Source organism: Sphingomonas paludis (assembly GCF_053502515.1).
This window is the reverse complement of record NZ_CP187558.1, coordinates 2023898-2049732: the sequence shown is the minus strand read 5'-3', so window position 1 is coordinate 2049732 and position 25835 is coordinate 2023898. Positions and strand designations below refer to the sequence as shown.

General features: G+C 63.5%; 20 protein-coding genes and 1 tRNA gene. 12 read left to right on the top strand and 9 right to left on the bottom strand.

Translation table 11 applies throughout. The features are described from left to right. Nucleotides 1-440 precede the first annotated feature (440 nt). The 4 genes from ACPVPU_RS09835 to ACPVPU_RS09820 all read right to left on the bottom strand — a co-directional run bounded on the left by ACPVPU_RS09835 (nucleotide 441) and on the right by ACPVPU_RS09820 (nucleotide 3290). The gene (locus tag ACPVPU_RS09835; RefSeq protein WP_448657764.1) at nucleotides 441-1232 is read right to left on the bottom strand and encodes a hypothetical protein; all 792 of its coding nucleotides are present in this window, start codon (nucleotides 1230-1232) and stop codon (nucleotides 441-443) included. After that, nucleotides 1232-2254, bottom strand: coding sequence for a hypothetical protein (locus tag ACPVPU_RS09830; protein ID WP_448657763.1), 1023 nt, complete (start codon nucleotides 2252-2254; stop codon nucleotides 1232-1234). Before ACPVPU_RS09830 ends, ACPVPU_RS09835 begins: the two co-directional genes overlap by 1 nt. Before the next feature lie 119 nt (nucleotides 2255-2373). Beyond that, the gene (locus ACPVPU_RS09825) at nucleotides 2374-2721 is read right to left on the bottom strand and encodes a hypothetical protein (RefSeq protein WP_448657762.1); all 348 of its coding nucleotides are present in this window, start codon (nucleotides 2719-2721) and stop codon (nucleotides 2374-2376) included. A 2-nt stretch (nucleotides 2722-2723) separates the two neighbouring features. Further along, on the bottom strand, nucleotides 2724-3290 hold the full coding sequence (locus ACPVPU_RS09820) for a hypothetical protein (protein WP_448657761.1): 567 nt from the start codon (nucleotides 3288-3290) through the stop codon (nucleotides 2724-2726). 239 nt (nucleotides 3291-3529) lie between these two features. Here ACPVPU_RS09820 and ACPVPU_RS09815 point away from each other — a divergent pair, with 239 nt between their 5' ends. Together ACPVPU_RS09815 and ACPVPU_RS09810 are read left to right on the top strand one after the other, a co-directional pair. Beyond that, nucleotides 3530-4591: a nucleoid-associated protein gene (locus ACPVPU_RS09815; RefSeq protein WP_448657760.1), complete on the top strand. Its 1062-nt coding sequence runs from the start codon at nucleotides 3530-3532 to the stop codon at nucleotides 4589-4591. Further along, nucleotides 4584-5774, top strand: coding sequence for a hypothetical protein (locus tag ACPVPU_RS09810; RefSeq protein ID WP_448657759.1), 1191 nt, complete (start codon nucleotides 4584-4586; stop codon nucleotides 5772-5774). Before ACPVPU_RS09815 ends, ACPVPU_RS09810 begins: the two co-directional genes overlap by 8 nt. 234 nt (nucleotides 5775-6008) lie before the next feature. On the opposite strand, the gene ACPVPU_RS09805 is transcribed toward ACPVPU_RS09810, so the two are convergent. From ACPVPU_RS09805 to mutL, 3 genes are all read right to left on the bottom strand, one after another. Continuing rightward, nucleotides 6009-7166 (bottom strand): tyrosine-type recombinase/integrase, encoded by a 1158-nt coding sequence (locus ACPVPU_RS09805; RefSeq protein WP_448657758.1) that lies wholly within the window; start codon nucleotides 7164-7166, stop codon nucleotides 6009-6011. 264 nt (nucleotides 7167-7430) lie between these two features. After that, nucleotides 7431-7661 (bottom strand): 50S ribosomal protein L31, encoded by a 231-nt coding sequence (rpmE, locus tag ACPVPU_RS09800; RefSeq protein ID WP_448657757.1) that lies wholly within the window; start codon nucleotides 7659-7661, stop codon nucleotides 7431-7433. A gap of 95 nt (nucleotides 7662-7756) precedes the next feature. Further along, nucleotides 7757-9559 (bottom strand): DNA mismatch repair endonuclease MutL, encoded by a 1803-nt coding sequence (gene mutL, locus ACPVPU_RS09795; RefSeq protein WP_448657756.1) that lies wholly within the window; start codon nucleotides 9557-9559, stop codon nucleotides 7757-7759. A gap of 151 nt (nucleotides 9560-9710) precedes the next feature. On the opposite strand from mutL, the gene ACPVPU_RS09790 reads away from it, so the two are divergent. From ACPVPU_RS09790 to ACPVPU_RS09765, 6 genes are all read left to right on the top strand, one after another. Then, complete coding sequence (locus ACPVPU_RS09790) at nucleotides 9711-10754, top strand: rod shape-determining protein (RefSeq protein WP_448657755.1); 1044 nt, start codon at nucleotides 9711-9713, stop codon at nucleotides 10752-10754. A gap of 16 nt (nucleotides 10755-10770) precedes the next feature. Then, nucleotides 10771-11658 (top strand): rod shape-determining protein MreC, encoded by an 888-nt coding sequence (gene mreC, locus ACPVPU_RS09785; RefSeq protein ID WP_448657754.1) that lies wholly within the window; start codon nucleotides 10771-10773, stop codon nucleotides 11656-11658. Continuing rightward, entirely contained in the window at nucleotides 11655-12167 is a 513-nt protein-coding gene (mreD, locus tag ACPVPU_RS09780) for a rod shape-determining protein MreD (RefSeq protein WP_448657753.1), read from the top strand. The genes mreC and mreD overlap by 4 nt, the downstream gene beginning before the upstream one ends. Next, complete coding sequence (mrdA, locus tag ACPVPU_RS09775; protein ID WP_448657752.1) at nucleotides 12164-14122, top strand: penicillin-binding protein 2; 1959 nt, start codon at nucleotides 12164-12166, stop codon at nucleotides 14120-14122. The genes mreD and mrdA overlap by 4 nt, the downstream gene beginning before the upstream one ends. Continuing rightward, nucleotides 14119-15231: a rod shape-determining protein RodA gene (rodA, locus tag ACPVPU_RS09770; protein ID WP_448657751.1), complete on the top strand. Its 1113-nt coding sequence runs from the start codon at nucleotides 14119-14121 to the stop codon at nucleotides 15229-15231. Before mrdA ends, rodA begins: the two co-directional genes overlap by 4 nt. Nucleotides 15232-15350: 119 nt before the next feature. Beyond that, nucleotides 15351-15426 (top strand) — tRNA-Lys (locus ACPVPU_RS09765). Between the two features lie 119 nt (nucleotides 15427-15545). On the opposite strand, the gene ACPVPU_RS09760 is transcribed toward ACPVPU_RS09765, so the two are convergent. Together ACPVPU_RS09760 and ACPVPU_RS09755 are read right to left on the bottom strand one after the other, a co-directional pair. Further along, nucleotides 15546-16442 carry an ROK family protein gene (locus tag ACPVPU_RS09760; RefSeq protein WP_448657750.1) on the bottom strand — a complete coding sequence of 299 codons (897 nt, stop codon included), beginning with the start codon at nucleotides 16440-16442 and terminating at the stop codon, nucleotides 15546-15548. 119 nt (nucleotides 16443-16561) lie between these two features. Next, nucleotides 16562-19396, bottom strand: coding sequence for an MHYT domain-containing protein (locus ACPVPU_RS09755; RefSeq protein WP_448657749.1), 2835 nt, complete (start codon nucleotides 19394-19396; stop codon nucleotides 16562-16564). A 256-nt stretch (nucleotides 19397-19652) separates the two neighbouring features. Here ACPVPU_RS09755 and ACPVPU_RS09750 point away from each other — a divergent pair, with 256 nt between their 5' ends. Genes ACPVPU_RS09750 through ACPVPU_RS09735 form a run of 4 tightly spaced genes read left to right on the top strand, consistent with a single transcriptional unit; the run spans nucleotide 19653 to nucleotide 25619 of the window. Then, entirely contained in the window at nucleotides 19653-23078 is a 3426-nt protein-coding gene (locus ACPVPU_RS09750) for a response regulator (RefSeq protein WP_448657748.1), read from the top strand. Continuing rightward, a complete protein-coding gene (locus ACPVPU_RS09745) occupies nucleotides 23078-23902 on the top strand; it encodes a CheR family methyltransferase (protein WP_448657747.1) in 825 nt (274 codons plus the stop codon). Before ACPVPU_RS09750 ends, ACPVPU_RS09745 begins: the two co-directional genes overlap by 1 nt. Then, nucleotides 23899-24465, top strand: a complete 567-nt coding sequence (locus ACPVPU_RS09740; protein WP_448657746.1) for a chemotaxis protein CheB — start codon at nucleotides 23899-23901, stop codon at nucleotides 24463-24465. The genes ACPVPU_RS09745 and ACPVPU_RS09740 overlap by 4 nt, the downstream gene beginning before the upstream one ends. Further along, nucleotides 24462-25619 (top strand): hybrid sensor histidine kinase/response regulator, encoded by a 1158-nt coding sequence (locus ACPVPU_RS09735; RefSeq protein WP_448657745.1) that lies wholly within the window; start codon nucleotides 24462-24464, stop codon nucleotides 25617-25619. Before ACPVPU_RS09740 ends, ACPVPU_RS09735 begins: the two co-directional genes overlap by 4 nt. The last annotated feature ends 216 nt before the right edge of the window (nucleotides 25620-25835 follow it).

The window sequence follows — 25835 nt, the reverse complement described above, 5'->3', positions numbered from 1 at the left end:
CCGAATGTCCGCTTTCCTGATTTGGTCCCCAGAACCGGAAAGGCGGCAACCGGCCCACAAACGATCAGGCTGGTTCCGCTATCGGCAGCCTGTCAGCTTTGCGCCCCGATCTCGGCCGTTCACTGCTAGCACGAGCGACCCAAAAATCAGTCGTTCGGTTCATCCGCCGATGGCAGGATTTCCGACGGTTCACCTTTGGTCGTCCGCTGCCGGGTTCCGGGTAGTGATCCGAATAAGGCGGACATCGGTGGCGGCATTTAGTGGTGGCTGTTGCTGCTTCGGTTACGGCTGTTCCTGGGGCAAAGTTAATCCCCGAGAGAAGCGGCGATCGGTCAGCCAGCAAGTGTCAATGGGCCCGCACGGCATCGCGCTCAGTTGGAAGCCTTCAAGCGGGTGTTTGGCGCTCGCATTCCGATATGCGACGGTGGCAGCGCCAAAGTTCAATTCGCAAAGCAGCACACTGAGATAAATAGACCTGGGCAACGTGGCTTCATACCGATCTGAGCAGACGGCAGAGCCGGTGTAACACCATCCATCACAAGCGAGCCCCGACCCGATCGGAATCTGAGGGTTGCCCGCCGATTGACCAGGCCGGTAAAAAGTGGAGCATAACCAAAGCCTCGCCCCTTGTTTACACCGAACCGCGAAACACCATCTGATAGCGTGGCCCGGAGAGCATCTCCGTCACTCGTCAGATTCACGAAATCTGCCGCCTCGCGCAGCGTTTCGAGTACACCTTTGCCTTCATCGGCAACGACAAACTCGAAATTGCCAGCCGATGCTCGGATCGCGATATAGGCGCTCTCTGCAGCGCCAGAGTGATCCCGAACATTATTCTCCAGCTCTCGGATCGCCGCTATCAATTGCCCAGCCCAACTCATGTCGAACCCAGCGAACACCGCTGCCCGCCGTGCTTCCATCGCAAATGCGGTCCATTCGTTCGACATCGCGAGGGGTGCCAATTTCATCATACTGACGCGCGCTTCGCCATCGGACGCGAAAGCTGCCTTTCCCGCGATAATGGCTGCTTGAAGATCGGTGAGATCGCCAACCTCAAGCCAGCAAGGATTGGGCGGCAGCAAACCACTTTGCTGTAGATGTAATAATTCTAGAAATGGCCCTATTCGATCTGCTCTCAATCGGTAGGTCGCGGGGATGTTGCCCAGCTTCCCGCGTTCCGCCGCGAATGCCACGTCATCGAGAGCGCGGAAATCGAGCGCGGGGACTACCATCAGGTCGCGATAGACGACGGTGGAGGGGATGTGAGAAGCCTCACCAAGGCTTCTCGTTCGCGGTTGTTTTCCTCGAACAGCGTGCTGAGACAAGCTCCTTGTAGCGTAGGTGACCGCTGCCAATCCAACTTGGAATTGGCGACGCGGACAGCGCGCTGACGCTTCATGGTTTTCATGAAAACGGCGGTGTCCAGAAAGACTATATGCTCATACGCCGCAGATAGCGCCGGGAGGATTTCAAAACCGCCCCTCACTACCAATGTCAGCGGCCTACCCGGCGCCCGCGCAATGGATTCGAGCCAAGCCAAATGCTGTTGTATCCGCTCCGAAAATCCAGCGCCCGTTCCAAATTCATAAGCGACGTGCGTGATTTCCGGTCGGGCGGCCAGGAAGGCTGCCCAATGCGCGAAATCTTGCTCCGTGCGGCCGTTGATATGGAGGGCGGCAGGGATGCCACCCTCGAGAAACTCCGAATGCACCAATGCAATTCGCTTCATTGAGTGCATATCGTCGGTGCGGGGGATATTGGCGAAAAGGCTGTAATTTGGTGTTGTAATCAGCGCGACCCCCAGCGTGCGCAGATAGGCGATCCCTTCGCGCCTGCGCTCCTCGCCGTAGCCCCACCATCGTTCAAGAGCTTCATCCTGATCCGTGCCGGTGAGGATGATCGCCGTTTCCGGCGAAATGGCGAACGCGGCGCAAAGAGCTTCGCGCGACGCAAACTTGCCGATCCCAGTTTTCTTCGAGAAAAGGGCGTAAAGTGGTAGGGCAACCGCTGGCCGATCCAAAGGCACCTGCCGCTTACCACGATGATAGATGACTGGCGCGAAGGGCGGCAGTGCTGGCGGCTCCAACGCAGGCGAGCGCGGTGTTAGAGCGAGGTCGAAACCGCCAATCTCGCGCACCTGTTGAGTGAACAGCTCCGGCTTCTTTCGGCAAACCTTAGTGCAGCCCTCCGGCTTGCCGCAGCAATAGGCAAGGCAGTCGAATTGCCTGATTTCGGTATGCAGCCCTCCACACATCTCCTTTTGCGGGCAGAGGGAACAGCCTAAGGAGGTTGGCAGGTGCGGCTGATCCCAATGTCGACGGAGCCGCCGTCGCAGACGGGCTTGCACCGCATCAGGATTTTCTGAGTAGGGTGTCAGCACAGCGTCACCTCGGCAATGCCGGAGAAGATATGGACTTCCTGAACGAGGGCGGTGGCGATGCCGCACGAGTCCTGAATTGCGTTCAAAACGGCAACAGGCGGATCAGCCACGATTGCGACAACACGCAAGTCATGCGTCAAAATGAGCTGACCACCTGCCACTTCGGCTATGAGAGCCTCGCCGGGCGTGACAACCGCTCCATCCTGAATGACAGCCGGGAAGGTCTGGCACATATCGCCAAGCTCTTGCGTGAAGAGGTCAGCCGTCGCTAACTTCGCCTTCTGGCGATCGAGATGCTTGTCAAAGGACCGCTTGGTTTTTTCGATGAAATCCGTGCCCACTGTTAGCCTTCCTTCAAAAGGGACCAATAGCGTTTAGCGCGACCACGACTTGTTTCGGTAACCAGCCCAGCTGCCGCAAGGGCTGCCAGTCGGTTATTCCACGCGGTCTGCTGGACGCCTTCCGCTGCACCAAATTCTCGTTGAAGCTCGCCCGCGTCGATTTCGCCCCGTTCTTGTATCAACCCGAAAACATGCCTGAGCCTCTCATCGAGAGAGCCAAGCATCTTTATATTAGTCACGCGCCCGTCACTTTGTAGATGGCAGTGAAGAAATGCCTCGTTTTTGAGTGATAGGATGATTTCAAATTCATCCTGAATCTGTTCATTGACGTTGGCCAAAACCGGAAAGTAATTTGACTTCCGGGCGCGCAGGAAGTCCCGGAGCGCCAATGCGCTCTCACGGACGAAACTGACTGTGGCGACTTCTATTCCTCTGAAATCCAGGAAGAGCGGCGACGGTGACTGCGGTTCGCCGCTGGTCAACGCCAGCAGCTTGCCCAGTAGCTCGCGTCCGGCATGGCTGCCGGCACAGACTGCGTCATCACATTGCTGGCGAATCGAAACGATCATCTCATATGTCTCACCGCTTGTTGTGAGATACATGAGATTGGAGGCGGGCTATGTCAAGGGTGAGCGCAACCACGCGACGCGATTCTTCGATATCGTTGATATTCGCTAGCTATTCCTGCCATTGTCACGCTCTGCCTGAGCGTGGACCGACAGGAGGCGGACGGATCGCTGCCAATCAGATTAACTCGCTGAGCCGGCCTCACCACTCAGCGACATGCGGACCAGATTGCGGTTTCTGAATGCCGACCTTGGCGTTAGGTTCGATCCTCGATTGGATGGGACGGGGGAAAAGTCAGTTGAACGAGATAATAGCTCTCGCGATCCATGATCTGAATCGCAAAGATGCAGTGTATTCTGTGACTCAGTCGGAGGAGCTTCTTCAGGTCACTCCGACGGCCGAGCGGGTCATCGCGATCATCTACGACCTCTACAATCGGCGCACCTCCAAATCCCATGGCCGCTTCACCACGGCCGAGGGATCGCCGACTGAGGGGCAGATCCGCGACTATGTCACAACGGAAAAGAAGGACTTCCTCGGCCTGACCGGCCGGATGATGGACAATCTTGCGCGGGAGGCCGGGAAGAAGACGGCCTCGGAAGGCGGGCACGTGTTCTTCGCCCACTTCCGGCGCGAGGGCAGCGATTACATTCTGGTGACGATCATCACCGATACGCTGAGCACCGCGCTGACCAAGCGGCGCGGCATACAGGACGTCGAGACGCTCGATCTAGACGGCTTCCGCTTCGCCGGGCGCATCAATCTAACGGCATGGGCCAACGGCCAAGACCGGTATTTGAGCTTCCTGAAGGGGAAGGGATCCGTCTCTGACTATTTCCGAGATTTCCTCGGGTGTGATTCGGCGATTCTGGAACGGAAGGACACGCTGCATCTCGTCGGAGCACTGAAGGACTTCACTATTGCCGAGAAGATGGACGACAAGACCGCCACGGCCTTCCTGTCCGACGCAATGGAGTACCTCGGCAAGGCGAACAAGGCCAAGGAACCTGTCGAGTTCGAGGCGATGGCAAACCGGCTCATGCCGAACGCTCCCGCCAAGCTGTCGAGCTTCCTCGCTGACACCGACCGCCAATTGAACGAAGGCTTTGTGCCAAACGCGAGCGCGATCAAAACGCTGGTGCGCCTCACCGGCAAGACCAAGATGTGGACGGTCGACTTCTCTCGCGAGGCGGTCGACAAGAGCATCGTGCGCTTCGATCAGGCGGCGAACTCGCTCACCCTGTTTGAGGTGCCTGAGGATCTGGTGAGGCAAATGCGCGAGCAGGGGATGATTGGTGCCTGACATCACATTCGCCGATCTCGTCGAGATCTACCGCGCCACGCGGTTCGACGGCGAAGACGGCGGCGTGTTGACCGTCGGCAGCGAGCATATGGCGGCAAATCTGCGCGCCATCATGGACGATAATGACCTGTATGCCGAAACCCAGATCACGGTCGATGGCGACGATGAGCCGGCGGTCGGCTCCGAACTGCGCGTTCACGTCGGCCCGCCAAATGCCGCGAGCATGGGTCTGCTTGTCTCCTCCTTCGACGACCTGTTCCGGGCGCCCGGCGCCGTTATCGCCGAGCCTGAGCGCTATTATGTCAAGGATTCCAGTTTCGCATCTGGCGACCATCCCGTCCCAGATGTCCTCCTTCGATACCGAGCCGTCCTGGATGTCCTGCGCATACTGAGAGATACCGCCTCCTTGAACGACGAGACGATGCGCCAGATGATCTTCATCGGGAAGGATAAGGTCGTCGTCCCGATCCGTTTCGGCACCCGTGACCTCCAGGGCGATGTCGTCGCGAAGGCCGCGCGAGTCATCAGGCTCTTCGCGGAGGAACTCCACATCGACGAAAAACGGACGATCCTCCAGACCACTCTGATCGAGATGGTCGGGACCATGCGCGCCGACATCCGGCTAGGCTATCTGATCCGCAATCTGGACCGCCTCGCCGACGAGGTGGATAAGGGGTATCGCCTCTTCACCTCCAGCTTCTCCTATTCGAAGATCCGGAATGACGTCGAGACCGCGCGTCTCGACTTCGCGGGTAAAATCCACAAGACCATCGTGGACATCCAGGGGCAACTCCTCGGCATCCCGGTTGCTACCATCGTCGTCGTGTCGCAGCTGAAGAAAGTGACCGGCTGCGACGTGACCTTTTGGGCCAATTTTGGTGTGCTGCTGGGGGCGTGGATATTCGTCAGCATGCTCGTCATTGCTGGTATCAACCAGTGGAAGACGCTGGAGGTAATCTCGAATGAGGTCGAACGCCAGAAGACTCGGCTTTCGGACGACTTCGCCGCGGTCGCTGATCAGTTTATGGACGTGTTCGATGATCTTGCGAAAAGAATACGGTGGCATCGCGGCGCGTTGATCGGAATCTGCGCCATCCTAGCCTTGGGTGCGCTCGCCACCTCTATCGCCTTTCTCACGCTCGCGCCCACAGGGTCAGCGGTGTGCCTCGCTTTCTGGAGATAACGGTTGGACTCGGAGTGTCGTGGCCTGAATTACAACGAAGAGTTTTCGCAGGTACTCAGTCGCAATTGCCGAAACAGCGGACCGTCTGCACCTTGTACCAAAAAATCTTGCCCTGCGCGTTCGGGAACCGGTTGATAGTGCCAACCGACGAGCAATCTCGCGACGGTAACTTTTTCTATTCTGTCGGCTGAAAGCTGCCTTTCAGCAATCGGCCCAACAACTGCCACAACAGGCTCAGGTCAGAAGGAACTCGGCCCATTCGTTCATCAGCACCCTGCGGCGATCGAAAAAGTCGGTGCGCCGATAGGCTGCCTCTACTGTGTTGGCGATGCGGTGGGCCAGGGCCTTGTCTGCGACTTCCTTCGGCACATTGGTGCATTCGGCGACCCAGTCGGTGAAGGTGCTGCGGAAACCGTGAACGGTCGCATCGCCGATCTTCATATCGCGGAGGACCTTGAGCATCGTCATATCGCTGATTGGTTTCTCCCCTGTGAAGCTGAACGGCAGGCTTTCGGCCTTGATTTGGCCGTGCAGTTCCAGGTGACGCTGGCGCAGCGCGCGCAGCAGCTTGACTGCGGCCGGTGCGAGAGGAACGACGTGCGCCTCCTTCATCTTCATTCGGGCCGCCGGTATCGACCAGACCGCCATGTCGAGATCGAACTCGCCCCACGCAGCCTTCCGTGTCTCATTGGAACGCACAGCAGTCAGTACCGTGAGCCTGAGCGCATCTCGACCAAGCGTGGAAGGAAGCGCGCTCAGTGCCTTCATGAAGCCTGGAGCATCCTCATACGGCATTGCGGCGCGGTGGGTGACCTGACGGGTCTGGCGCGGTAGACCTCGCGTCACCGATCGAAGCGAAACTTCCTCCGGTACTAGCCCCTTGATGTGCGCGTAGTCCAGGACGGTGCCAATTCGCTGAAGCACGCGCTTGGCTGTATCCGGGATGGTCAGCCAAATTGGCTCCAACACAGAAAGGACCGCTGCGCTGTCCACTGCGGTCACGGCCCGTCCCCCGATGTGTGGAAACACATGCCGTTCGAAGCTCGACATCCATGAGGCGTGGCGCTGATCTTTCCAGCCGCCCTTCATCGCGTCGTAGCAGTCGCGCGTCACCTTCTCGAAGGTCGGTGCTGATTTCCTGCTCCCGTGCCGACTGGAGGACGGATCGATGCCTGCGCGAACCGCCTTGCGGAAATCAGCAGCGCGTATGCGCGCGTCGGCCAATGAAACGTCGTGCACGGGTCCAAGACCGAAATCCCGCCGTTGCCCGGCATGCTGCATCCGCAGTACCCACGAACGCGCCCCGCTTTCGCGCACGAGCAGGTAAAGTCCATGCATGTCGGCGTGCCTGCCAGGACCGGCGTGCTTCACCTTCAGTGTGGTCAGCGCCATCGGAAACCTCTTTCTGAAGTCCCACATTGCGTCCCACGTTTTGATCCGGATTTTGTGACCGACTGTGGGACGAGCTGGCCCAGCCGTTTTCAAATATTCGATGCCTGATCAATAGGTTGGGACGTTCTGAAGGTTACTGGAATTTCAGAACTATGCCCGTAGGGGTCACCAATCCGGCGCGCACGGCCGGTCGATTGCAGCAAAAAGGGCCTGGTACCATCGCGGTACCAGGCCCTTTTTTCATCCCGTCGGGACGAGCGCGGCTTACTTCTTGGTAAGCGACAGCCCGCCGAACCGCTTGTTGAACCGTGCGACCTGACCGCCCGAATCCAGCATCTGGCCGCGGCCGCCGGTCCATGCCGGATGCGCCAGCGGATCGATGTCCAGCTGCATCGTGTCGCCTTCCTTGCCCCAGGTGGAGCGGGTTTCGAACACGGTGCCGTCGGTCATCTGCACCTTGATCATGTGATAGTCGGGGTGGGTATCGCGCTTCATGGATGTTCTCCGATAGTGGCTGGTTCCGACCAGCCTTCGTGGAAACAGGTGGCGCGCGATAGCCGCGAAGCGCCGGAAAGGCAAGCGATCGCGGCCTATTTGCGGCCGAACAGCTTTTCGATGTCGCCATGCGCCAGCTTGACCCAGGTCGGGCGGCCGTGATTGCACTGACCGGAATGGGGCGTCACCTCCATCTCCCGCAACAGCGCGTTCATTTCGGCGACCGACAGGATGCGACCCGCCCGCACAGACCCATGGCAGGCCATCGTCGCAGCGACGTGATCCAGCCGTTCCTTTAGGCTGAGCGCGGTATCGAACGCCGCCAGCTCATCCGCCAGATCGGTGACCAGACCGGCCGCGTCCCCCTGCCCCAGCATCGCCGGAATGGCGCGCACCAGCACCGCATTCGGGCCGAACCGTTCGATCTCCAGCCCGAATGCCGCCAGTTCGCCGGCCCGCGCCTCCAGCCGGTCACAGGCCGGTTCGTCCAGTTCGACGACGTCGGGCAACAACAGCGCCTGTGCCGGAACGCCGCCATCGGCCATCGCCCGGCGCATCCGCTCCAGGACCAGCCGTTCATGCGCCGCATGCTGGTCCACCAGCACGAGACCGTCGGCTGCCTCTGCCACGATATAGGTCTGCGCCACCTGTCCCCGCGCGACGCCCAGGGGATGATCGGCGCTTGTCGGCACCGGATCGGCCGCAGGCTCGGCGCGCGCCGATGGCGGCTCCGCGAAAAAGCCGGGGCGGCCATCGGCCACGGTCGTTTCCGACTGGGTGTCGCCCCCGCCCGGCCCAGACCAATGGGCAAAGCCACTCTGCCGATGCGCCATGGCGCCGAATGGCTGTGGTGATGCAATCGATCCCGGCTGCCAGCGGTCCATCGCACCGGCCTGTGCCGCCTGGATGCTGCGATGCCCGGCCTCGTCCAACGCACGCCTCAAGCCGCTGACGATCAGGCCGCGGACCAGCGCCGGATCGCGGAAGCGTACCTCGGTTTTGGCGGGATGGACGTTCACGTCCACCTCGCTGGTCGGCAGGTCGAGGAACAGGGCAAGCACGGGATGCCGGTCGCGGGCCAGCATCTCGGCATAGGCGCCGCGCACTGCCCCGATCAGCAATCGGTCCTTCACCGGGCGACCATTGACGAACAGATATTGATGATCGGCAACGCCCCGGTTGAACGTCGGAATGCCCGCCACGCCGCCCAGCCGGTATCCCTCCCGGTCCAGTGTCACGACGACGCTGTTGTCGGCCAGCGCCCGGTCGGTCAGTGCGGCCACGCGGGCGGGCCGATCCTGGTCGGCCTGAACGCTCATGGTCCTGCGGCCGTCATGTTCCACGCTGACGGCGATGTCGGGCCGCGCCATCGCGAGCCGCCGCACCACGTCCAGGCATGCGGCATATTCCGACCGGGCGCTGCGCAGGAACTTGCGCCGGGCGGGAACCCGATCGAACAATCCCTCCATCCGCACGCGCGTTCCCGGCGGCACTGCGGCTGGCCCCTGTGCGGTCAGCACGCCGTTGTCGACGGCGATCGACCATCCCTCCGCCCCGGCGGGCCGCGATTCGATGGTCAGCCGGGCAACGCTGGCAATGGATGGCAGCGCCTCGCCCCTGAACCCCAGCGTTGTGACGGCATCGATCGCATCGTCGGGCAGTTTCGATGTGGCATGCCGTTCCAGCGCCAGCAGCATGTCGGCGGGGGCCATGCCGCACCCGTCGTCGGTGACTTCGACCAGGTCGGTTCCGCCGCCCATCAATCGGACCGTGATCCGCCGCGCGCCGGCATCGACCGCGTTTTCGAACAGCTCCTTCAGCGCGCTGGCCGGTCTTTCGACCACTTCACCGGCAGCGATACGATTGATCAGATGTTCTGGCAGGCGGCGTATTGACATGACCCCGGCTCTAGCCCAAGCGGCGGCTATCCGCGACCCGTTTTGGCCAGCCTGTCTGGACCTGGGCCAGCCCCCCGGCGGCGCGGGTAAACTCGGCAAAGGGAACGGCGCAGGCGTCGTTTCATGATTTGGTAGCGGGCGGTAACGGTTCATGAATTTTTCCCGGCTTTTCAATTTCATGTCGCACGACATGGCCATCGACCTGGGCACGGCAAACACGGTAGTTTATGTGCGGGGACGCGGTATCGTGTTGAACGAACCGTCGGTCGTGGCGGTTGAAACGCGCAATGGCGAACGCCGGGTAAAGGCGGTCGGCGACGACGCCAAGCTGATGATGGGCAAGACGCCGGGCAGCATAGAGGCGATCCGGCCGCTCCGCGACGGCGTGATCGCCGACATCGACGTGGCGGAGGAGATGATCAAGCATTTCATCCGCAAGGTTCATGGCGGACGGAAGTCGCATTTCCGCTGGCCCCAGATCGTGATCTGCGTGCCGTCGGGTTCGACCAAGGTCGAACGCCGCGCGATCCGCGATGCTGCCAGCAATGCCGGTGCCAGCCAGGTATGGCTGATCGAGGAGCCGATGGCCGCCGCGATCGGCGCCGACATGCCCGTCACCGAACCCATCGGTTCGATGGTGGTCGATATCGGTGGCGGCACGACCGAAGTCGCGGTGCTTTCGCTGCGCGGCCTCGCCTATTCCACCAGCGTCCGCGTTGGCGGGGACAAGATGGACGAAGCCATCGTTTCCTATGTCCGCCGCAACCATAATCTGCTGATCGGCGAAGCGACCGCGGAACGGATCAAGCAGGAAGTCGGCGTGGCCAAGCCGCCGCTGGACGGCATCGGCCAGACCATCCACATCAAGGGCCGCGATCTCGTCAACGGGGTTCCCAAGGAAATCCAGATCAATCAGGGCCAGATCGCAGAGGCTTTGTCGGAACCCGTCGGCCAGATCGTCGAGGGGGTCCGGATCGCACTGGAAAATACCGCTCCGGAACTGGCGGCCGACATCGTCGATCAGGGGATCGTCCTGACGGGTGGCGGTGCGCTGCTGTCCGGGCTGGACGAAGTGCTGCGCGACGAAACCGGCCTGCCCGTCTCGGTGGCCGAGGATCCGCTGACCTGCGTGGCGCTGGGCACTGGCCGTGCGCTCGAGGATCCGGTGTATCGCGGCGTGCTGCTCGCAGGCTAAGCCAGGGAGCGCGGTCATGGCACCGCCAAAGAACCGGCCCGGATTTTCGCGCCGGGCGCAATATTCGCTGTTCATCGGCTATGTCGTGGCGGTTTCCGGCACGGTGATCGGTGCTGCCGCGTTGCTGCTGTCCGTTCTGGATCCCCAGGCCTTTGCCGTGTTGCGCGGTGCGACGCGGGAAGTGACGACGCCGGTTGCGACCGGAACCCATTGGGTTCGGCGTCAGCTCAGTGCCATTCCCCGGGGCATCGGCGCTCATTTCGGCGCGGTCAGCGAAAACCGCCGGTTGAAGCGGGAACTGGCCGACAATCGCCTGCTGCTTCAGCGGGCGCGAGCGCTCAGCATCGAAAACCGCCGGCTACGGGCGCTGGCACAGGTGCGCGACCGCGCGGTGGAGCCGGTCATCGCGGCGCGGCTTGTCGCATCCTCGGCCAGCAGCACCCGGCGATACGCCATCCTGAATGCGGGATCGATGCAGGGCGTGCGCCGTGCCCAGCCGGTGCGCGGGCCGGAGGGGCTGATCGGTCGCGTGCTGGAAACCGGCCCCAGCACCGCACGGGTCCTGCTGATCGTCGATCCGGACAGCGTGGTGCCGGTTCGCCGGACGCGCGATGGGATGCCCGCCATCGTCAACGGTCGCGGCGACGGGATGGTCGACATCCGCGTCGCGGCGGTTTCCAATGCGCCGTTGCAGGCGGGAGACAGCTTTGTCACCTCCGGCGCCGGGGGCATCTATCCCCCCGACATTCCGGTGGCGCGCGTGCTGCGCAACGGCCGCGACGTGGTGGTGGGACGCCCCTTCGCCAATCCCGATTCGCTGGATTTCGCATTGGTCCAGCGGGCATTCGTGCCTCAACTGGCCCGCCCCGACGAAGCGCCGCCAGCCGAACCGGCGGCGGAATGACACCCCCCGGCCGGAACCTGCTTGGCCCCGATGAACGGGTGCACCGCCGCCGCTGGGTGATGCCGGTATCGATCATGGCGGCGTCGCTGCTTGCCCTGTTTCCGGTTGTCGCCACCGTTCCGTTGCTGCCGCCGTTCGGGTTGATGATGTTGATCGGGTGGCGTTTCTGTCGGCCGGGCAAGCTGCCGGCATGGCATGCGCTGCCGCTGGGATTGTTCGACGATCTGATCAGCGGCCAACCGGTCGGCAGTGCGGTCGTCCTTTGGACCCTGTGCCTGTTGGCCGTGGACGTGCTAGATACCCGCCTGATGTGGCGTAATTTCTGGCAGGACTGGCTCGTCGGCGGCGGCATCGTCGCTGTTTGCCTCGTGGCGGGCCGACTGGTCGCGGCACCCCTCACCGCGCATGTCGACACGGCCCTCACCGTTCAGATCGTGGCGTCGATCGTGGTGCTGCCGGTTGCCCTGCGCCTCGCGGCCTGGCTCGATGCGCGGCAGGTGGCGGCATGAAGCCGGGCAATCTGCTGGGCGGGTCGAGCAAGCTGGTAACCGAGGCGCAACAGGCGTTCAGCTTTTCCCGACGGGCGCTGTTGCTGGGCGGGCTACAGGCGGGCGTTGGCGTCGTCCTGGCCGGTCGCATGGCCTGGTTGTCGGTCGCCGAGAATGAGCGCTATCGCAGCCTGGCCGAAAGCAACCGGGTCAACCTGACCCTGGTGCCGCCGCGTCGCGGCTGGATCGTCGACCGGAACGGTGCGGCCATCGCCTCCAACCGCACGGATTTCCGGGTCGACCTGATCCCCGACCGGATCAAGGACGCCGATGCGACGCTCGGGCTGTTGCAACAGATCCTGGCGCTGACCGCCGACGATATGCAGCGCATCCGCGACGACCTGAAAGGCGCATCGGGCTTTCGCCCCGTTCCGGTGGCGGAAAATCTCGACTGGGAACGCTTTGCCGCGGTCAGTCTTCGCCTGCCCGAACTGCCCGGCGTAGCGCCTGCGCGCGGCTTTGCCCGCTATTATCCCTCCGGCCCGGCGGTGGCGCATCTGATCGGCTATGTCGGCGTGGCCAATGCTGACCAGTACAAGGCGGAACGCGACCCCCTGCTGGTCACGCCCGGTTTCAAGCTGGGCAAGGATGGCATCGAAAAGGTGCTGGAACAGGAACTGCGCGGTCGCCCCGGCGCCAAGCGGGTCGAGGTGACGGCAAGCGGACGGCTGGTCCAGGAACTGGCGACGCGACCGGATGTGCCGGGCCGGACGGTCAAGCTGTCCATCGATGCGGGGTTGCAGGAATATGCGGCGCGCCGCCTGGGCGATGAATCCGGTGCGGTCGTGGTCATCGACACGCGAACGGGCGGCATCCTGACCCTGGCGTCGATGCCCGCTTATGATCCCAATGGCTTTTCGGACGGGATCAGCCGGATGGAATGGGCGTTCCTGAACGAGGATGATCACCTGCCCTTGACCAACAAGGCGCTGCAGGGCCTGTATCCCCCCGGTTCGACGTTCAAGCCGGCGACCGCGCTTGCGGGCTTGCGGGCCGGTATCGATCCCGAACGGACCGTCAATTGTCCGGGCGGTTATCAGCTGGGCAATCGCTTCTTCCGCTGTCTGGGACGGCACGGGCCGGTGAACCTGCACCGCGCCATCGCCAAAAGCTGCAATACCTATTTCTATACCGTCGGCCGGGAAACGGGGATGGATGCCGTCGCCGATGCCGCCCGCCAGCTGGGTCTGGGCGCGGAATATCCCCTGCCCTTCCCGTCGCAGCGGTACGGCACCATCCCGGACCCCGCCTGGAAACTGCGCAAGTACAAACAGCAATGGACCGCCGCCGATACGCTGAACGCCTCGATCGGTCAGGGCTATATCCTCGCCAGCCCGTTGCAGCTGGCGGTTCAGGTGGCGCGGATCGCATCGGGCCGGGCGCTGGTACCCCGCATCCTGGCCGACAGCCCCATCGTCGGGCCGCCGCTGGACGTGTCGCCCGACCGCATGGCGCTGATCCGGTCGGGCATGGATGAAGTGGTGAACGGTGCCGGAACCGCCGGACGCAGCCGCCTTCAACTCGATGGCATCCGCATGGGTGGCAAGACGGGGACGGCTCAGGTGCGGCGGATCGCCGGCGGTGCCCGCGGCGGTCTGAACGTGCCGTGGAAATACCGCGATCATGGCCTGTTCGTCGGTTTCGCTCCCGTCGACGATCCCCGCTATGCCGTTTCCGTGGTGATCGAACATGGCATGTCCGGCTCCGGTGCGGCCGCCCCGGTTGCCCGCGACGTGCTGACCTGGCTGTTCGACCGGGATCGGGCGATGGCCACGCTGACCGGCCTGGAAACCGCATGGGGCGGCACCATGATGGAACGGATGGCGCGCAAGCAGGCGGCCTGGCTCTTTGCCCGAGAGGCGCGGTCGCGCGGCGACCTGGCACAGGCATCGCCACCGGAGTCCCCGGGGCAATGAGGGCGCGCGACGTCGTCCCTTCGGCTGTCGCCGATCAGCCATGGCGATTGCTGTTGCTGGTGCTGCTGCTTGGTGGATTTGGGCTACTGGTTCTCTATTCGGCGGCGGGGGGCAGCATTTCGCCCTGGGCCAAATCGCACGGGATGCGGCTTGTCGCATTCCTTGGCCTCGCGATCGGCATTTCCCGCATTCCGGTCAGCCTGTTCGCGCGGTGGACGCTGCCGGCCTATGCCGTCATCCTTATTCTCTTGGTGCTGGTAGAATTGCTCGGCGCGGTTCGCGGCGGGGCTCAGCGTTGGCTGGATTTCGGGTTCATCCGATTGCAGCCGTCCGAATTGATGAAGCCGTGCATCGTCCTGGCGCTCGCGCGCTTCTACGAAGTGCTGCCGCCGGTCGAAACGCGGCGGCTGTCGGGCATCTGGCCGGCGGCCGTGCTGATCGGCGTGCCGATGGGGCTCGTCATGCTTCAGCCCGATCTTGGCACTGCGCTGATGATCGGCTTTGGCGGGGTCGTGGTCATGTTCCTGGCCGGCGTTCCGATGCGGTTGTTCGTTGGGGGCGGACTGGCGGTTGCCCTGGCAGTCCCCTTGGCCGTCAACTTCCTGTTGCACGATTATCAGCGCAAGCGCGTGCTCACCTTCCTCGACCCCGAAAGCGATCCGCTCGGCACCGGCTACCATATCAGCCAGTCCAAGATCGCGATCGGATCGGGCGGCATTTTCGGCAAGGGATTCCTGAACGGCACGCAAAGCCACCTGGACTATCTGCCAGAGGGTCATACCGATTTCGCGCTGGCCACGATGATGGAGGAATGGGGCTTGGTCGGCGGCGTGGCACTGATCATCGGATTCGCCCTGCTGATCGGCTGGGGCATCCTGGTCGGCATCCGTTCGACCAGCCGGTTCGGCAAGCTGGCATCGGCCGGCCTGGCGGCGACGATCTTCTTCTATGCCGCGATCAACATGGCGATGGTCATGGGCCTGGCGCCGGTTGTCGGCATCCCCCTGCCCTTCATCAGCTTTGGCGGGTCGGCGCTGATGACCGTCATGATCTGCATCGGCATCATGATGAGCATCGACCGCCAATCCAGAACGGCACGGCATCCATAACCCGGCAAATGCGCTGGGCGAACTTTGCCAATTAAGCTGTTGCAATGCGCCAAACCCGGTGCTAACCGCCCGCTCTCGCTTGAGGACGCCGACCTAGTCGGCCTGTTGTCGACGCGAATGGACGCATAGCTCAGTTGGTAGAGCAGCTGACTCTTAATCAGCGGGTCCTTGGTTCGAGCCCAAGTGCGTCCACCATTTCCTTCGTTGAAAATGGGCAGTTCCGCCCGAGCGCAACGGCCGCCATTGCGCCGCTCTTGTACCGTTTTCCGATCGGACAGCTGCAAGTCGCGCCGCGGACCGGCTATGCGGAATGATCAGTCCCGCGCCGCAGCTTGCGCCAGGGCGATGGCGCCGAGCGGGCCCGCCTGCGTGCCCAGTGCCGCTTCCTGAATGACGGACGACACGCTGTCCGCGTCGACAAAGGGCAGGTATCCCGCCAATCGATCGACCACTCGCCCGCGAACCCGGTTGAACAGTGCGCTGCGGGCCAGCGAGACGCTGCCGCCAAACAGGACGCGCTCGGCCGAAAGGGTCAGCACCATGGCGCTGCACAATTCGGCAAGGTCGCTGGCGACGAAGTCCCATCCCGGATGATCATCGGCAATCGTTCGCGGGTCGGCGGCGAAGCGCTGCGCCAGGGCCGGGCCCGACACCAATCCCTCGATGCAGTCACCATGGAACGGGCATGATCCGGGAAAGGGGTCATGCCCGGCCCGGGGCAGCCGCAGATGGCCGATTTCCGGATGCAATGCCCCATGAACCGGACGACCGCCGATCAATATGCCACCGCCCACGCCCGTGCCGATGGTAACGTAGCACAGGCTGTCGCAGCCAATCCCGCCACCCCACCGATATTCGGCCAGCGCGGCAGCATTGACGTCGGTGTCGATCCGCACCCGGCAAGCCAGATCGCGGGTCAGTGTGGCCAGCACGGGCGCGTCCGCCCAGCCGGGCTTTGGCGTGGCCAGCATCCGGCCGTAATCGGGCGCCCGAATATCCAGCCGGATCGGCCCGAACGAGGCGATCCCCAGGCCGCGCAGCGGCCGGATCGCTTGCCAACGGAGCAATTGCTCCCGTGCGGCCTCTAACGTCACCGATGGTGACTGTGTCGGCAAACTCCGCTGTTCGACAATGGCATCGCCGTGGGCAAGCACCATGATGGTCTTGGTCCCGCCCAGTTCGACGCCGGCATAGCTATCGGGTTCGCTCATCCCGCAACCCTAATCCAAGCAGCGGCGTCGTCCAGCGTTAGAGGTGACAAGCCGGTCAATGGGCTCTGCCATGTGGGTGCCATCCGGTGGCGGAGAACTTGCTGGCCGATCCGATCGGCCTATTGCACCGGATCCCGCTCGACGGGCAGGACGATCGGCCTGCCTGCCTGCTGGATCGCCTGCGCCAGTTCGGCATGACGAAACGGCTTGGTCAGGCGTGGCAGGTCCGCGTCGATCCCGTCGGCATCGGCATAGCCGGAAAGGATCAGGATGGGCAGATCGGCCATGCGCGTGCGACACGTTCGGGCCAGTGCGTTGCCCGTCATGCCCGGCATCAGATGATCCGTGATCAGCAGATCGGGCCGGAAACCGCTATCCAGCAACGCCAATGCCGCCTCACCGGAATCAGCGGTGGTTACGCGGTATCCCAGGTCGAACAGGATCTGTGCGGTGGTCTGGCGGACGAGTTCCTCGTCGTCCACCAGCAGCACCTGGCTGTCGGCCAGGGCCACGGGGCCTGCCGCCGGGGCTGGTCGCAAGGGGGCCTCGTCGCACGCCGGCAACCAGATGGTCATGCCGGTGCCCCGCCCGGGCGCGCTATCGATGGTCAACGTCCCGCCAAGCTGCGAAGCGAGGCCGTGCACCATCGACAGGCCAAGCCCGGTGCCCCGCCCCTGTCCCTTGGTGGTAAAGAACGGCTCGATCGCACGGGCCAGCGTGTCCGCATCCATCCCCGTGCCGGTATCCTCCACCGACAGGCAGATATAGGGGCCAGGCGTCAGCCCGGAACGGTCGCCCGGATCGACGGTCGCGCTGGACACGCCGATCGTCAGCGTCCCGCCATTCGGCATCGCGTCGCGCGCATTCACCGCCAGGTTCAGCAACGCCATTTCCAGCTGGTTGGGGTCGGCCATGGCCGGGCGCAACATGGTTGGCGCATCGATGATCACGTTGACTGGCGTGCCGACCGTGCTGACGATCAGGTCCGACATGCCGATCACCAATTGCGATAGGTCGACAGCCACGGGCTGCAGCGGCTGGCGCCGGGCAAAGGACAATAACCGGTGGACCAGCGTCCTTGCCCGCTCGGCGGATTGCAGGGCACCGTCGATCATCCGCCGGTCGCGTTCGTCCCCCACCCCCTTGCGGTGCAGCCGGTCGACCGCACCCAGAATGGGCGTCAGCAGATTGTTGAAATCATGGGCAACGCCGCCGGTCAGCTGGCCCAGCGCCTCCATCTTCTGCGCCTGTTGCAATGCCTCTTCGGCCCTGACCTGCCGGGTCACGTCGCGGCTGGATCCGATGATCCGCACGACGGTGCCGTCGCCATCCATCAGCGGGACCAGCATCGTGTCCAGAAAGCGTTGATCGCCGGTATCGGGATGGACGTCCCGGTACTGGTGAACTTGGCGGGTCGCAACGACGTGGCGATAGGCGCGGATGACGCGTTCGGCCTGGTCCGGCGGCAGGATGTCGTCCACCGCACGGCCGTCGATATCGGCAAGCGACACGCCCAGGCTTGCTTCATGGGCAGGGTTCAGCTGCTCGACGACGAACCGGCCGTCGGGGCGCGCGCCGATCACGAACAACCGGTCCGGCGTATGCTCGAAATAGGCGCGGTACAGGGCGTCCGCCTGGCGCCGCTGATCCTCGGCCATCCTCAGCTCCGCCGTGCGCGCCTCGATCCGCTCCTCAAGACTGGCGTTCAGCGCACGCAGCTCGTTCTCCGCTGCTTGTCGCTCGACGAACAGCCGGATGCGCTCGGCCACTTCCTCCATCACCGCGATCTCGTCCGGTCGCCAACGCCGATGCGTCCAGTCGTTCAGGAACAGGATGCTGCGCAACTTGCCGTGCCGAACGAACGGCACGATCAGATAGGCGCGGTGGCGATCCCCCTCCCCCGGCGAAGCGGGATCGTCGACGCCCCGCACCGGCGACACCTGGTCGCTGGCGACCGTTCGCCCTGCCGCCAATGCCGCTGTCGTCGATGGATCGAACGGCGTTGCATCCCGGCCCTGGAACGGCGGGACCGTCCCGTCGCTCCATCCCACCGCATGGTCCGGGCTGCCTTCCGATGAGTCATATTCGGCAAATCCGGTTCTGGCGACGGCGAAATGCTGGCCGAGCGCGGCTGCGATCCGGGACAATGCCTCGCTGCTGTCCTGCCCGCGCAGCGTGTCCGCGATGGTCAGCAACAGCGTCGTCCGCGCCTGTTCCAGCGCGGTCCGGTCCAGAAACCGCTGCACGCGCGCGGCCGCCAGCGCCAGGACCAGGATCAGGGTGGTGATGCCGGTAATGACCATCGCCAGGTGGCCCTGATCGATGACCGCGATCCCCCCCTGTCCGACATCGCTGCCACCGTCGATAAACCGGACCGCAACCATGCCGGCATAGTGCATCCCGGATATGGCAGCGCCCATCACCATCGCGGCGGCCAGTTGCTGGCCGCGTCGATATTCGCGGAGCGACAGCCAGATGGCGGCGGTGGCTGCGCCGATTGCGATCAGGACCGATACAGCAACCCATGCCGGATCATAGACTGCAATCAGGCCGGGCATCCGCATTCCCGCCATGCCCAGATAATGCATGCCCGCGACACCGCCGCCGATCAACAGCCCCGACGCCATGATCCGCGCCGGGCGGGGCCGCCGCCAATCGATCATCGCCAGCCCGAAACCGGTAACGCCGATGGCCAGCATCAACGACAAAACAGTCATGGTCACGTCATGGCGCATGGGCATGCCCGGCATCCGATAGGCCAGCATGGCGACGAAGTGCATCGACCAGATGCCGCCGCCCAGCGCTACCGCGGCTGCACCCAGCCACAATTGCGCCGATCGCCCGCTGGCCGCCCGCATCCGCCCAGCCAGGCTGAGCGCGGTGAAAGAGGCCAGGACCGCAACGGCGACGGATACCAGCACCAGCACTGCATCGTGCGTTCCCGTCATCGCCATTTGCCCGGCATCGCCATCCAACGCACAGCGTCTCCCGTCATGCAGGGACCATATGTCCCCATGCCAGCACCCTCCGGCCAGAACCGCGCGAAAAAGGCAATGACGTTTTCCGCTCGATGGTTTGCCGGGCGCGGATCGCTCGGTCGATCGGACGGAAAACGGTATCGCACACGGAACGATATGCCGTTCTGTTCGCTTGATTGTTTCATCCCGGGGGCTGTAGTCACACCGATCCATTCCAAGCGAAAGCAGCAGCGTGTCATTGAAATCAGCAGCGCGGCAATCCGGTGGCCGCGCGGACAAATGGGCGGTGCTGGGGCTGGTCCTTGGTGTCCTGTTCTTCCTTGGCAATGCCGCCATTGCCTATGTCAACATCGCCAATGTGCAGGAAGCGGAGGCCGAAGTCCGCAGTACCCACGCGGTCATCACGACGCTCGACGATGTGCTGAACGCCGCGCTGGATGCCGAAACCGGGCAGCGCGGGTTCATGCTGACCGGACGGGACGCCTATCTGGAGCCGTACACGGCCGGATTGGCGATGATCGATGAAAAGCTGGACGAGCTGGCCCGGCTGACCAGCGACGACGCGGCTCAGCGGGAAAACATCGTGGTTCTGCGCAGCCGTGTCGATGCACGGCTGGCGATCCTGGCTCAGGGGGTCGAGGTTCGCCGCTCGGGAACGATGGAGCAGGCCAGCGAGTTCGTCGGGAACGACCGCGGCAAGGCGGCGATGGACGCCATTCGCACCCAGATCGCCCGAATGGCCGAAGCCGAGCAGCAGTCGCGCGATATGCGCATGGCACAGATGGCGGCCGCATGGCGAACCGCGATCATCGGCGCCATCATCTCCAGCCTGAGCGGTATTCTGCTCGTGGGTGCCGTTTACACCCTGTTCGTCCGCAACCTCCGCGCCCGCCAGCGTCAGGAATGGCTCCAGACGGCGCAGAACGACTTGGGCCGGGCCATGATGGGTGACCGCAGCCTGACCGATTTGTCGCAGGCGATCCTGGCGTTCCTGCACGAACGCGTCGCTGCGCAGGCTGGGGTGCTGTTCAAGGGAGAGGCAGGGCATTTCCGCCGGATCGCGACACAGGGCGTCCCGGGGGACGCGGACATCCCCGACAGCTTCGTCCGTGAGGAAGGGTTGCTGGGTCAGGTCGCGGCCGATGCCCGTCCCATCGTCCTGCGGGACGTGCCGTCCGGTTATCTGACGATCGGTTCCGCACTGGGGCGTGACAATCCCCGCCATCTGGTCATCGCGCCCGCGACTGCCGATGGTCAGGTGAATGCAGTGATCGAACTCGGCTTTTTCGAGCCGGTCGACGATCTGGTGCTTCAATTCCTCGATGAAACCGCCGGCGCAGTCGGCATTGCCCTGCGGTCGGCGCGCTTTCGTGAACGCCTGCAGGACGCGCTTGAGGAAACGCAGCGGCAAGCGGGCGAATTGCAGGCCCAGTCCGAGGAATTGCGCGTATCCAACGAGGAATTGGAGGAGCAGGGTGCGGCCCTGCGCGAAACCCAGGCCCGTCTGGAACTGCAACAGGTGGAACTGGAACAGACGAACAGCCAGCTGGAGGAGCAGGCGCACACGCTGGAAATCCAGCGCGACGAACTGGAAAAAACCTCCAACGCGCTCGAGCAACGGGCGCGCGAGCTGCAACAGGCCAGCCAGTATAAATCCGACTTCCTCGCCAACATGTCGCACGAACTGCGCACCCCGCTCAATTCGCTGCTGATCCTGTCGAAGCTGCTCGGCGACAATGCGGACGAAAACCTGACCGCCGAACAGGTCAAGTTTGCCCGGACCATCGAATCGTCGGGCAATGACCTGCTCAGCCTGATCAACGACATTCTCGACCTGTCGAAGATCGAGGCCGGGCATATCGAAATTCAGCCTGCCCCCGTCGCCATCGACCGCATCGTCGCCGACGTCCGCAAGACGTTCCAGCCGATCGCGGACCAGCGCGGCCTGGCGCTGACCATCGATGTCGCGAGCGACGCGCCCCGCTCGATCGAAACCGATCGAATGCGCCTGGAACAGGTGCTGAAGAACCTGTTGTCCAACGCGCTGAAATTCACTGAACAGGGCAGTGTCCGCCTGAGCATCGCCCCCGCTGGCGATCGCATCGAACTGGCGGTGACCGATACCGGCATCGGCATTTCCGCCGAGCATCAGGCGAGCATCTTCGAGGCGTTCCAGCAAGCCGACGGCACGATCAGCCGCCGCTATGGCGGCACCGGCCTGGGCCTGTCGATCTCGCGCGAACTGGCCCGATTGCTTGGCGGTTCGATCCGGTTGACCAGTACGCCGGGCCAGGGAAGCTGTTTCACCCTGTCTATCCCGGCTGTCTATGATCCGGCCTCCGTCGCGGGGATCGAGGCGGGCGGCCGACCAAGCCCTGCCGCCGCCCCGGCACCGGGCAAACCCGGCCCGGCGGTCAGGACGGCGCCTGTCCAGTCGGGCGGACGGATCGACGACGACCGCGACATGCTTGAAACGGACAAGCGCCTGCTGCTGGTGATCGAGGATGATCCGACCTTTGCCGCCATCCTGCGCGACATGTCCCGCGAACGGGGATTCCAATGCGCCATCGCGGATACCGCCGAGGAAGCGCTGGAGATTGCCCGCGACCTAAAACCCCATGCCATCGTCCTCGACATCGGATTGCCCGACCAGTCCGGCCTGACGGTCCTCGACCGGTTAAAGCACCAGGACGAGACGCGCCACATTCCGATCCATGTCATTTCCGGGTCAGACCAGGGTCAGAACGCGCTTGCGCTGGGTGCGATCGGCTATCTGGAAAAGCCCGCGCGCCGGGAACAGCTTGTCGACGTGCTGGCTGCGCTTCAGGACAAGCTGACCGCCCGGATGCGGCGCGTGCTGATCGTTGAGGACAATGCGGTCCAGCGCGCAGCGGTCAGCGAACTGCTGAAATCCCAGGACGTCGAACCTGTCGGCGTCGGCACGGCGGCGGAGTGCATCGACCGGCTGCGCAGCGAATCCTATGACTGCATGGTGCTGGATCTGTCGCTGCCCGATGCGTCGGGCTTTTCCCTTCTGGAAACACTCAGCGGCGACGATACCATCTCCTACCCGCCCGTGATCGTCTACACCGGGCGAGACCTGACGACGGACGAGGAACAGCGCCTGCGCCGCTATTCCAGCTCGATTATCATCAAGGGCGCAAAATCCCCCGAACGGCTGCTGGATGAAGTGTCGCTGTTCCTGCACCGCGTGGTCGCCGATCTGCCACCCGAACAGAGACGGATGATCGAAAAGGCACGGCACCGCGATGCCGCGCTTGAGGGACGCCGGGTGCTTATCGTCGAGGACGATGTGCGCAACATCTATTCGCTGACCAGCGTGCTGGAACCGCGCGGCGTGGTGACCAGCATCGCCCGCAACGGCCAGGAGGCGCTCGATTTCCTGAACACCGAAGAAGGGGCAAGGATCGATCTGGTGCTGATGGACGTCATGATGCCGGTGATGGACGGCCTTGCCGCCGTGCGTGAAATCCGCGCCCGGCCGGAAATGCGCAAACTGCCGGTCATCATGCTGACGGCAAAGGCGATGCCGGACGATCAGCAGAACTGCCTGGATGCCGGTGCCAACGACTATATGGCCAAGCCGATCGACGTCGACAAATTGCTGTCGCTGGTCCGGGTCTGGATGCCGCGCTGATGACCGGCAGTATCGAGGATATCGAGATCCAGCTGCTGCTGGATGCCCTGTATCATCACTATCATTACGACTTTCGCAATTATGCCCGCGCGTCGATCAAGCGTCGGCTGCTGCAGGCGCGGGTGCAACTCGGCTATGACAGTATCTCGGCGATGCAGGCCGCGGTGCTCCGCGACGACCTGGTGCTGCCCCGACTGCTCGACTTCCTGACGGTTCAGGTCAGCGAGATGTTCCGCGATCCCGGCTATTTCCGGGCCTTGCGGGAAAAGGTGGTGCCGCACCTGCATACCTATCCCTCGCTCAAAGTGTGGGTCGCCGGCTGCAGCACGGGGGAGGAACTCTATTCGCTTGCCATCCTGTTTCAGGAAGAAGGGCTGTTCCGCAAAACGATGTTCTACGCGACCGACATCAATCCTGCCGCACTGAACGCGGCACAGGCGGGCATCTATCCGCTCGACCGCATCCGGCTGTTCACCGAAAATCACCAGAAGTCCGGCGGGCGGTCCTCCCTGTCCGATTACTATACCGCCGACTACGGCCGTGCGGCATTCGACCGGCAGCTTTCCAGCCAGGTCGTGTTTTCCGATCACAGCCTGGTCACGGATGCTGCGTTCGGCGAAATGCATTTCATCTCCTGTCGCAACGTCCTGATCTATTTCGACCGGGAGCTTCAGGATCGGGCGGTCGGGCTATTCCGCGATTCGCTCGCCCGTCGCGGATTCCTGGGCATCGGCTCAAAGGAAAGCCTGCGCTTTTCTGCCCATGCATCGGCCTTCACCGATTTCGTGCCGCAGGAAAAAATCTATCGCAGGGCCGCAGCATGACGGCCCGGGCAATCGTCATCGGCGGTTCAGCCGGGGGCGTCCAGGCGCTGTCGGCCATCCTGCCGGCCCTGCGCCCGGGCCTGTCCTGTCCCGTCCTGGTCGTGCTGCACGTACCCCAGCGCAAGGAGAATCCCCTGGTCGAACTCTATACGACAAAGTGTCGGCTCGCCGTGAAGGAAGCGGAGGACAAGGAGCCGTTGCTGCCCGGCACGATCTATTTCGCCCCGTCCAGCTATCACCTGCTGGTCGAACGCGACGGAGCCGCCGCCCTCTCTTCGGACGAACCGGTCAATCATTCCCGTCCGGCGATCGACGTGCTGTTCGAAAGCGCGGCCGATGCCTTTGGCCCGGGGCTGACCGGCATCGTCCTGACCGGTGCCAATCACGACGGTGCGAGAGGGTTGCGCGCCATCCATGATGCCGGGGGCACCGCGATCGTCGAAAATCCTGCGACCGCAGAGGTGGCGGCGATGCCCGCCGCCGCACTGGCCGCTTGTCCTGAGGCACGGATCATGACCCTGGATCAGATCGCTACCCTGTTCACCGAAAGCGCCGACCAATGACTGCAGACCAGGACATCAAGTTTCTGCTGGTCGACGACCTTGAGGAAAATCTGCTCGCGCTGGCGGCGCTGTTGCGGCGCGAGGGGCTGGCCTTCGATACCGCGCGAAGCGGCGACGAGGCTTTGGAACTGCTCCTGGTCAACGACTATGCCCTGGCGCTGCTCGATGTTCAGATGCCCGGCATGGACGGGTTCGAACTCGCGGAATTCATGCGCAACAGCGAACGGTCCCGCCACATCCCGATCATCTTCGTGACTGCCGGGTCGAACGACGTCGCCCGGCGCTTTCGCGGCTATGAGGCCGGGGCCGTCGACTTCATCCAGAAACCGATCGAGGCCGATATCCTTCGGTCGAAGGCCAACGTGTTCTATTCCCTCTATGCCCAGCGGCGCCAGATCGCGGCCCAGCGCGACGAACTGGCAGCACTCGGTGCCTCGCTGAAGGCGGCCGACCGCCAGAAGAACCGGTTCCTGGCGGTGCTGGCGCATGAACTGCGTAACCCCATCATGGCGCTGACTGCCGGCCTGCACCTGCTGGAACGGCGGGCGGGGACGCAAAGCGCGGGCGACATCCGCCAGGCGATGGACCGTTGCCTGTCGCACATGACCCGGCTGGTGGACGACCTGCTGGACGTGTCGCGCATCGAAAAGGGCAAGGTGTCGCTGAAGCGCGAGCCGGTCGACCTAAACGATGTCCTTTCGCTGGCGGTGGCGACGTCCCGGCCGGTGATCGACGAGGCGGGGCACAGCCTTATTCTGAACCTGTGGACCGACACGATCCGGCTCGACGCTGATCCGGCACGATTGACGCAGATCGTCGGCAATCTGCTCAGCAATGCTGCCCGCTATACGCCCGCCGGTGGCCGGATCAGCGTTGAATCCAGGATCGACGGCGCGGATGCGGTGATCGAGGTGTCGGACAACGGCATGGGTATCCCCGCCGATCAGCATGATCGCATCTTCGGCATCTTCGAACAGGTCCATACGGAAACCGATGTCGGCTATGGGGGGCTCGGCATCGGGTTGGCCCTCGTGCGCCAGCTCGTCGAACTGCATGGCGGGCGGATTGCGCTGACCCGCAGCGTGCCGGGCGAAGGGAGCACTTTCCGCGTGACCCTACCACTGGCTCCTGCCCCCGTCCCCGCCGCCGCATGATCGATGCGGACCGGCGCTCTGCAGTATGGCCGTGCACCGACCACGAATCCCGATCAGGGCTGCGTCGATCGTGCAGCGACACCCGGCGCATGAACGCTGGACGGCGCCACGTCATCCCGTTCCGGCTTGTCCTATTTCCCGTCCTCTGCAAAGAAACCATCTGGTCATCGGGCTTTGTTAGCGCTACCGCATACCAATGCCGAAGCCGGCACCGCT

Bases quoted from the DNA above. Each gene is read 5' to 3' on its own strand.
- ACPVPU_RS09835 (WP_448657764.1), bottom strand. From the start codon at position 1,232: ATGGTAGTCCCCGCGCTCGATTTCCGCGCTCTCGATGACGTGGCATTC.
- ACPVPU_RS09830 (WP_448657763.1), bottom strand. From the start codon at position 2,254: ATGTGTGGAGGGCTGCATACCGAAATCAGGCAATTCGACTGCCTTGCC.
- ACPVPU_RS09820 (WP_448657761.1), bottom strand. From the start codon at position 3,290: ATGATCGTTTCGATTCGCCAGCAATGTGATGACGCAGTCTGTGCCGGC.
- ACPVPU_RS09815 (WP_448657760.1), top strand. From the start codon at position 3,530: ATGCCGACCTTGGCGTTAGGTTCGATCCTCGATTGGATGGGACGGGGG.
- ACPVPU_RS09805 (WP_448657758.1), bottom strand. From the start codon at position 7,166: ATGGCGCTGACCACACTGAAGGTGAAGCACGCCGGTCCTGGCAGGCAC.
- rpmE (WP_448657757.1), bottom strand. From the start codon at position 7,661: ATGAAGCGCGATACCCACCCCGACTATCACATGATCAAGGTGCAGATG.
- mutL (WP_448657756.1), bottom strand. From the start codon at position 9,559: ATGTCAATACGCCGCCTGCCAGAACATCTGATCAATCGTATCGCTGCC.
- ACPVPU_RS09790 (WP_448657755.1), top strand. From the start codon at position 9,711: ATGAATTTTTCCCGGCTTTTCAATTTCATGTCGCACGACATGGCCATC.
- mreC (WP_448657754.1), top strand. From the start codon at position 10,771: ATGGCACCGCCAAAGAACCGGCCCGGATTTTCGCGCCGGGCGCAATAT.
- mreD (WP_448657753.1), top strand. From the start codon at position 11,655: ATGACACCCCCCGGCCGGAACCTGCTTGGCCCCGATGAACGGGTGCAC.
- mrdA (WP_448657752.1), top strand. From the start codon at position 12,164: ATGAAGCCGGGCAATCTGCTGGGCGGGTCGAGCAAGCTGGTAACCGAG.
- rodA (WP_448657751.1), top strand. From the start codon at position 14,119: ATGAGGGCGCGCGACGTCGTCCCTTCGGCTGTCGCCGATCAGCCATGG.
- ACPVPU_RS09760 (WP_448657750.1), bottom strand. From the start codon at position 16,442: ATGAGCGAACCCGATAGCTATGCCGGCGTCGAACTGGGCGGGACCAAG.
- ACPVPU_RS09755 (WP_448657749.1), bottom strand. From the start codon at position 19,396: ATGGCGATGACGGGAACGCACGATGCAGTGCTGGTGCTGGTATCCGTC.
- ACPVPU_RS09745 (WP_448657747.1), top strand. From the start codon at position 23,078: ATGACCGGCAGTATCGAGGATATCGAGATCCAGCTGCTGCTGGATGCC.
- ACPVPU_RS09740 (WP_448657746.1), top strand. From the start codon at position 23,899: ATGACGGCCCGGGCAATCGTCATCGGCGGTTCAGCCGGGGGCGTCCAG.
- ACPVPU_RS09735 (WP_448657745.1), top strand. From the start codon at position 24,462: ATGACTGCAGACCAGGACATCAAGTTTCTGCTGGTCGACGACCTTGAG.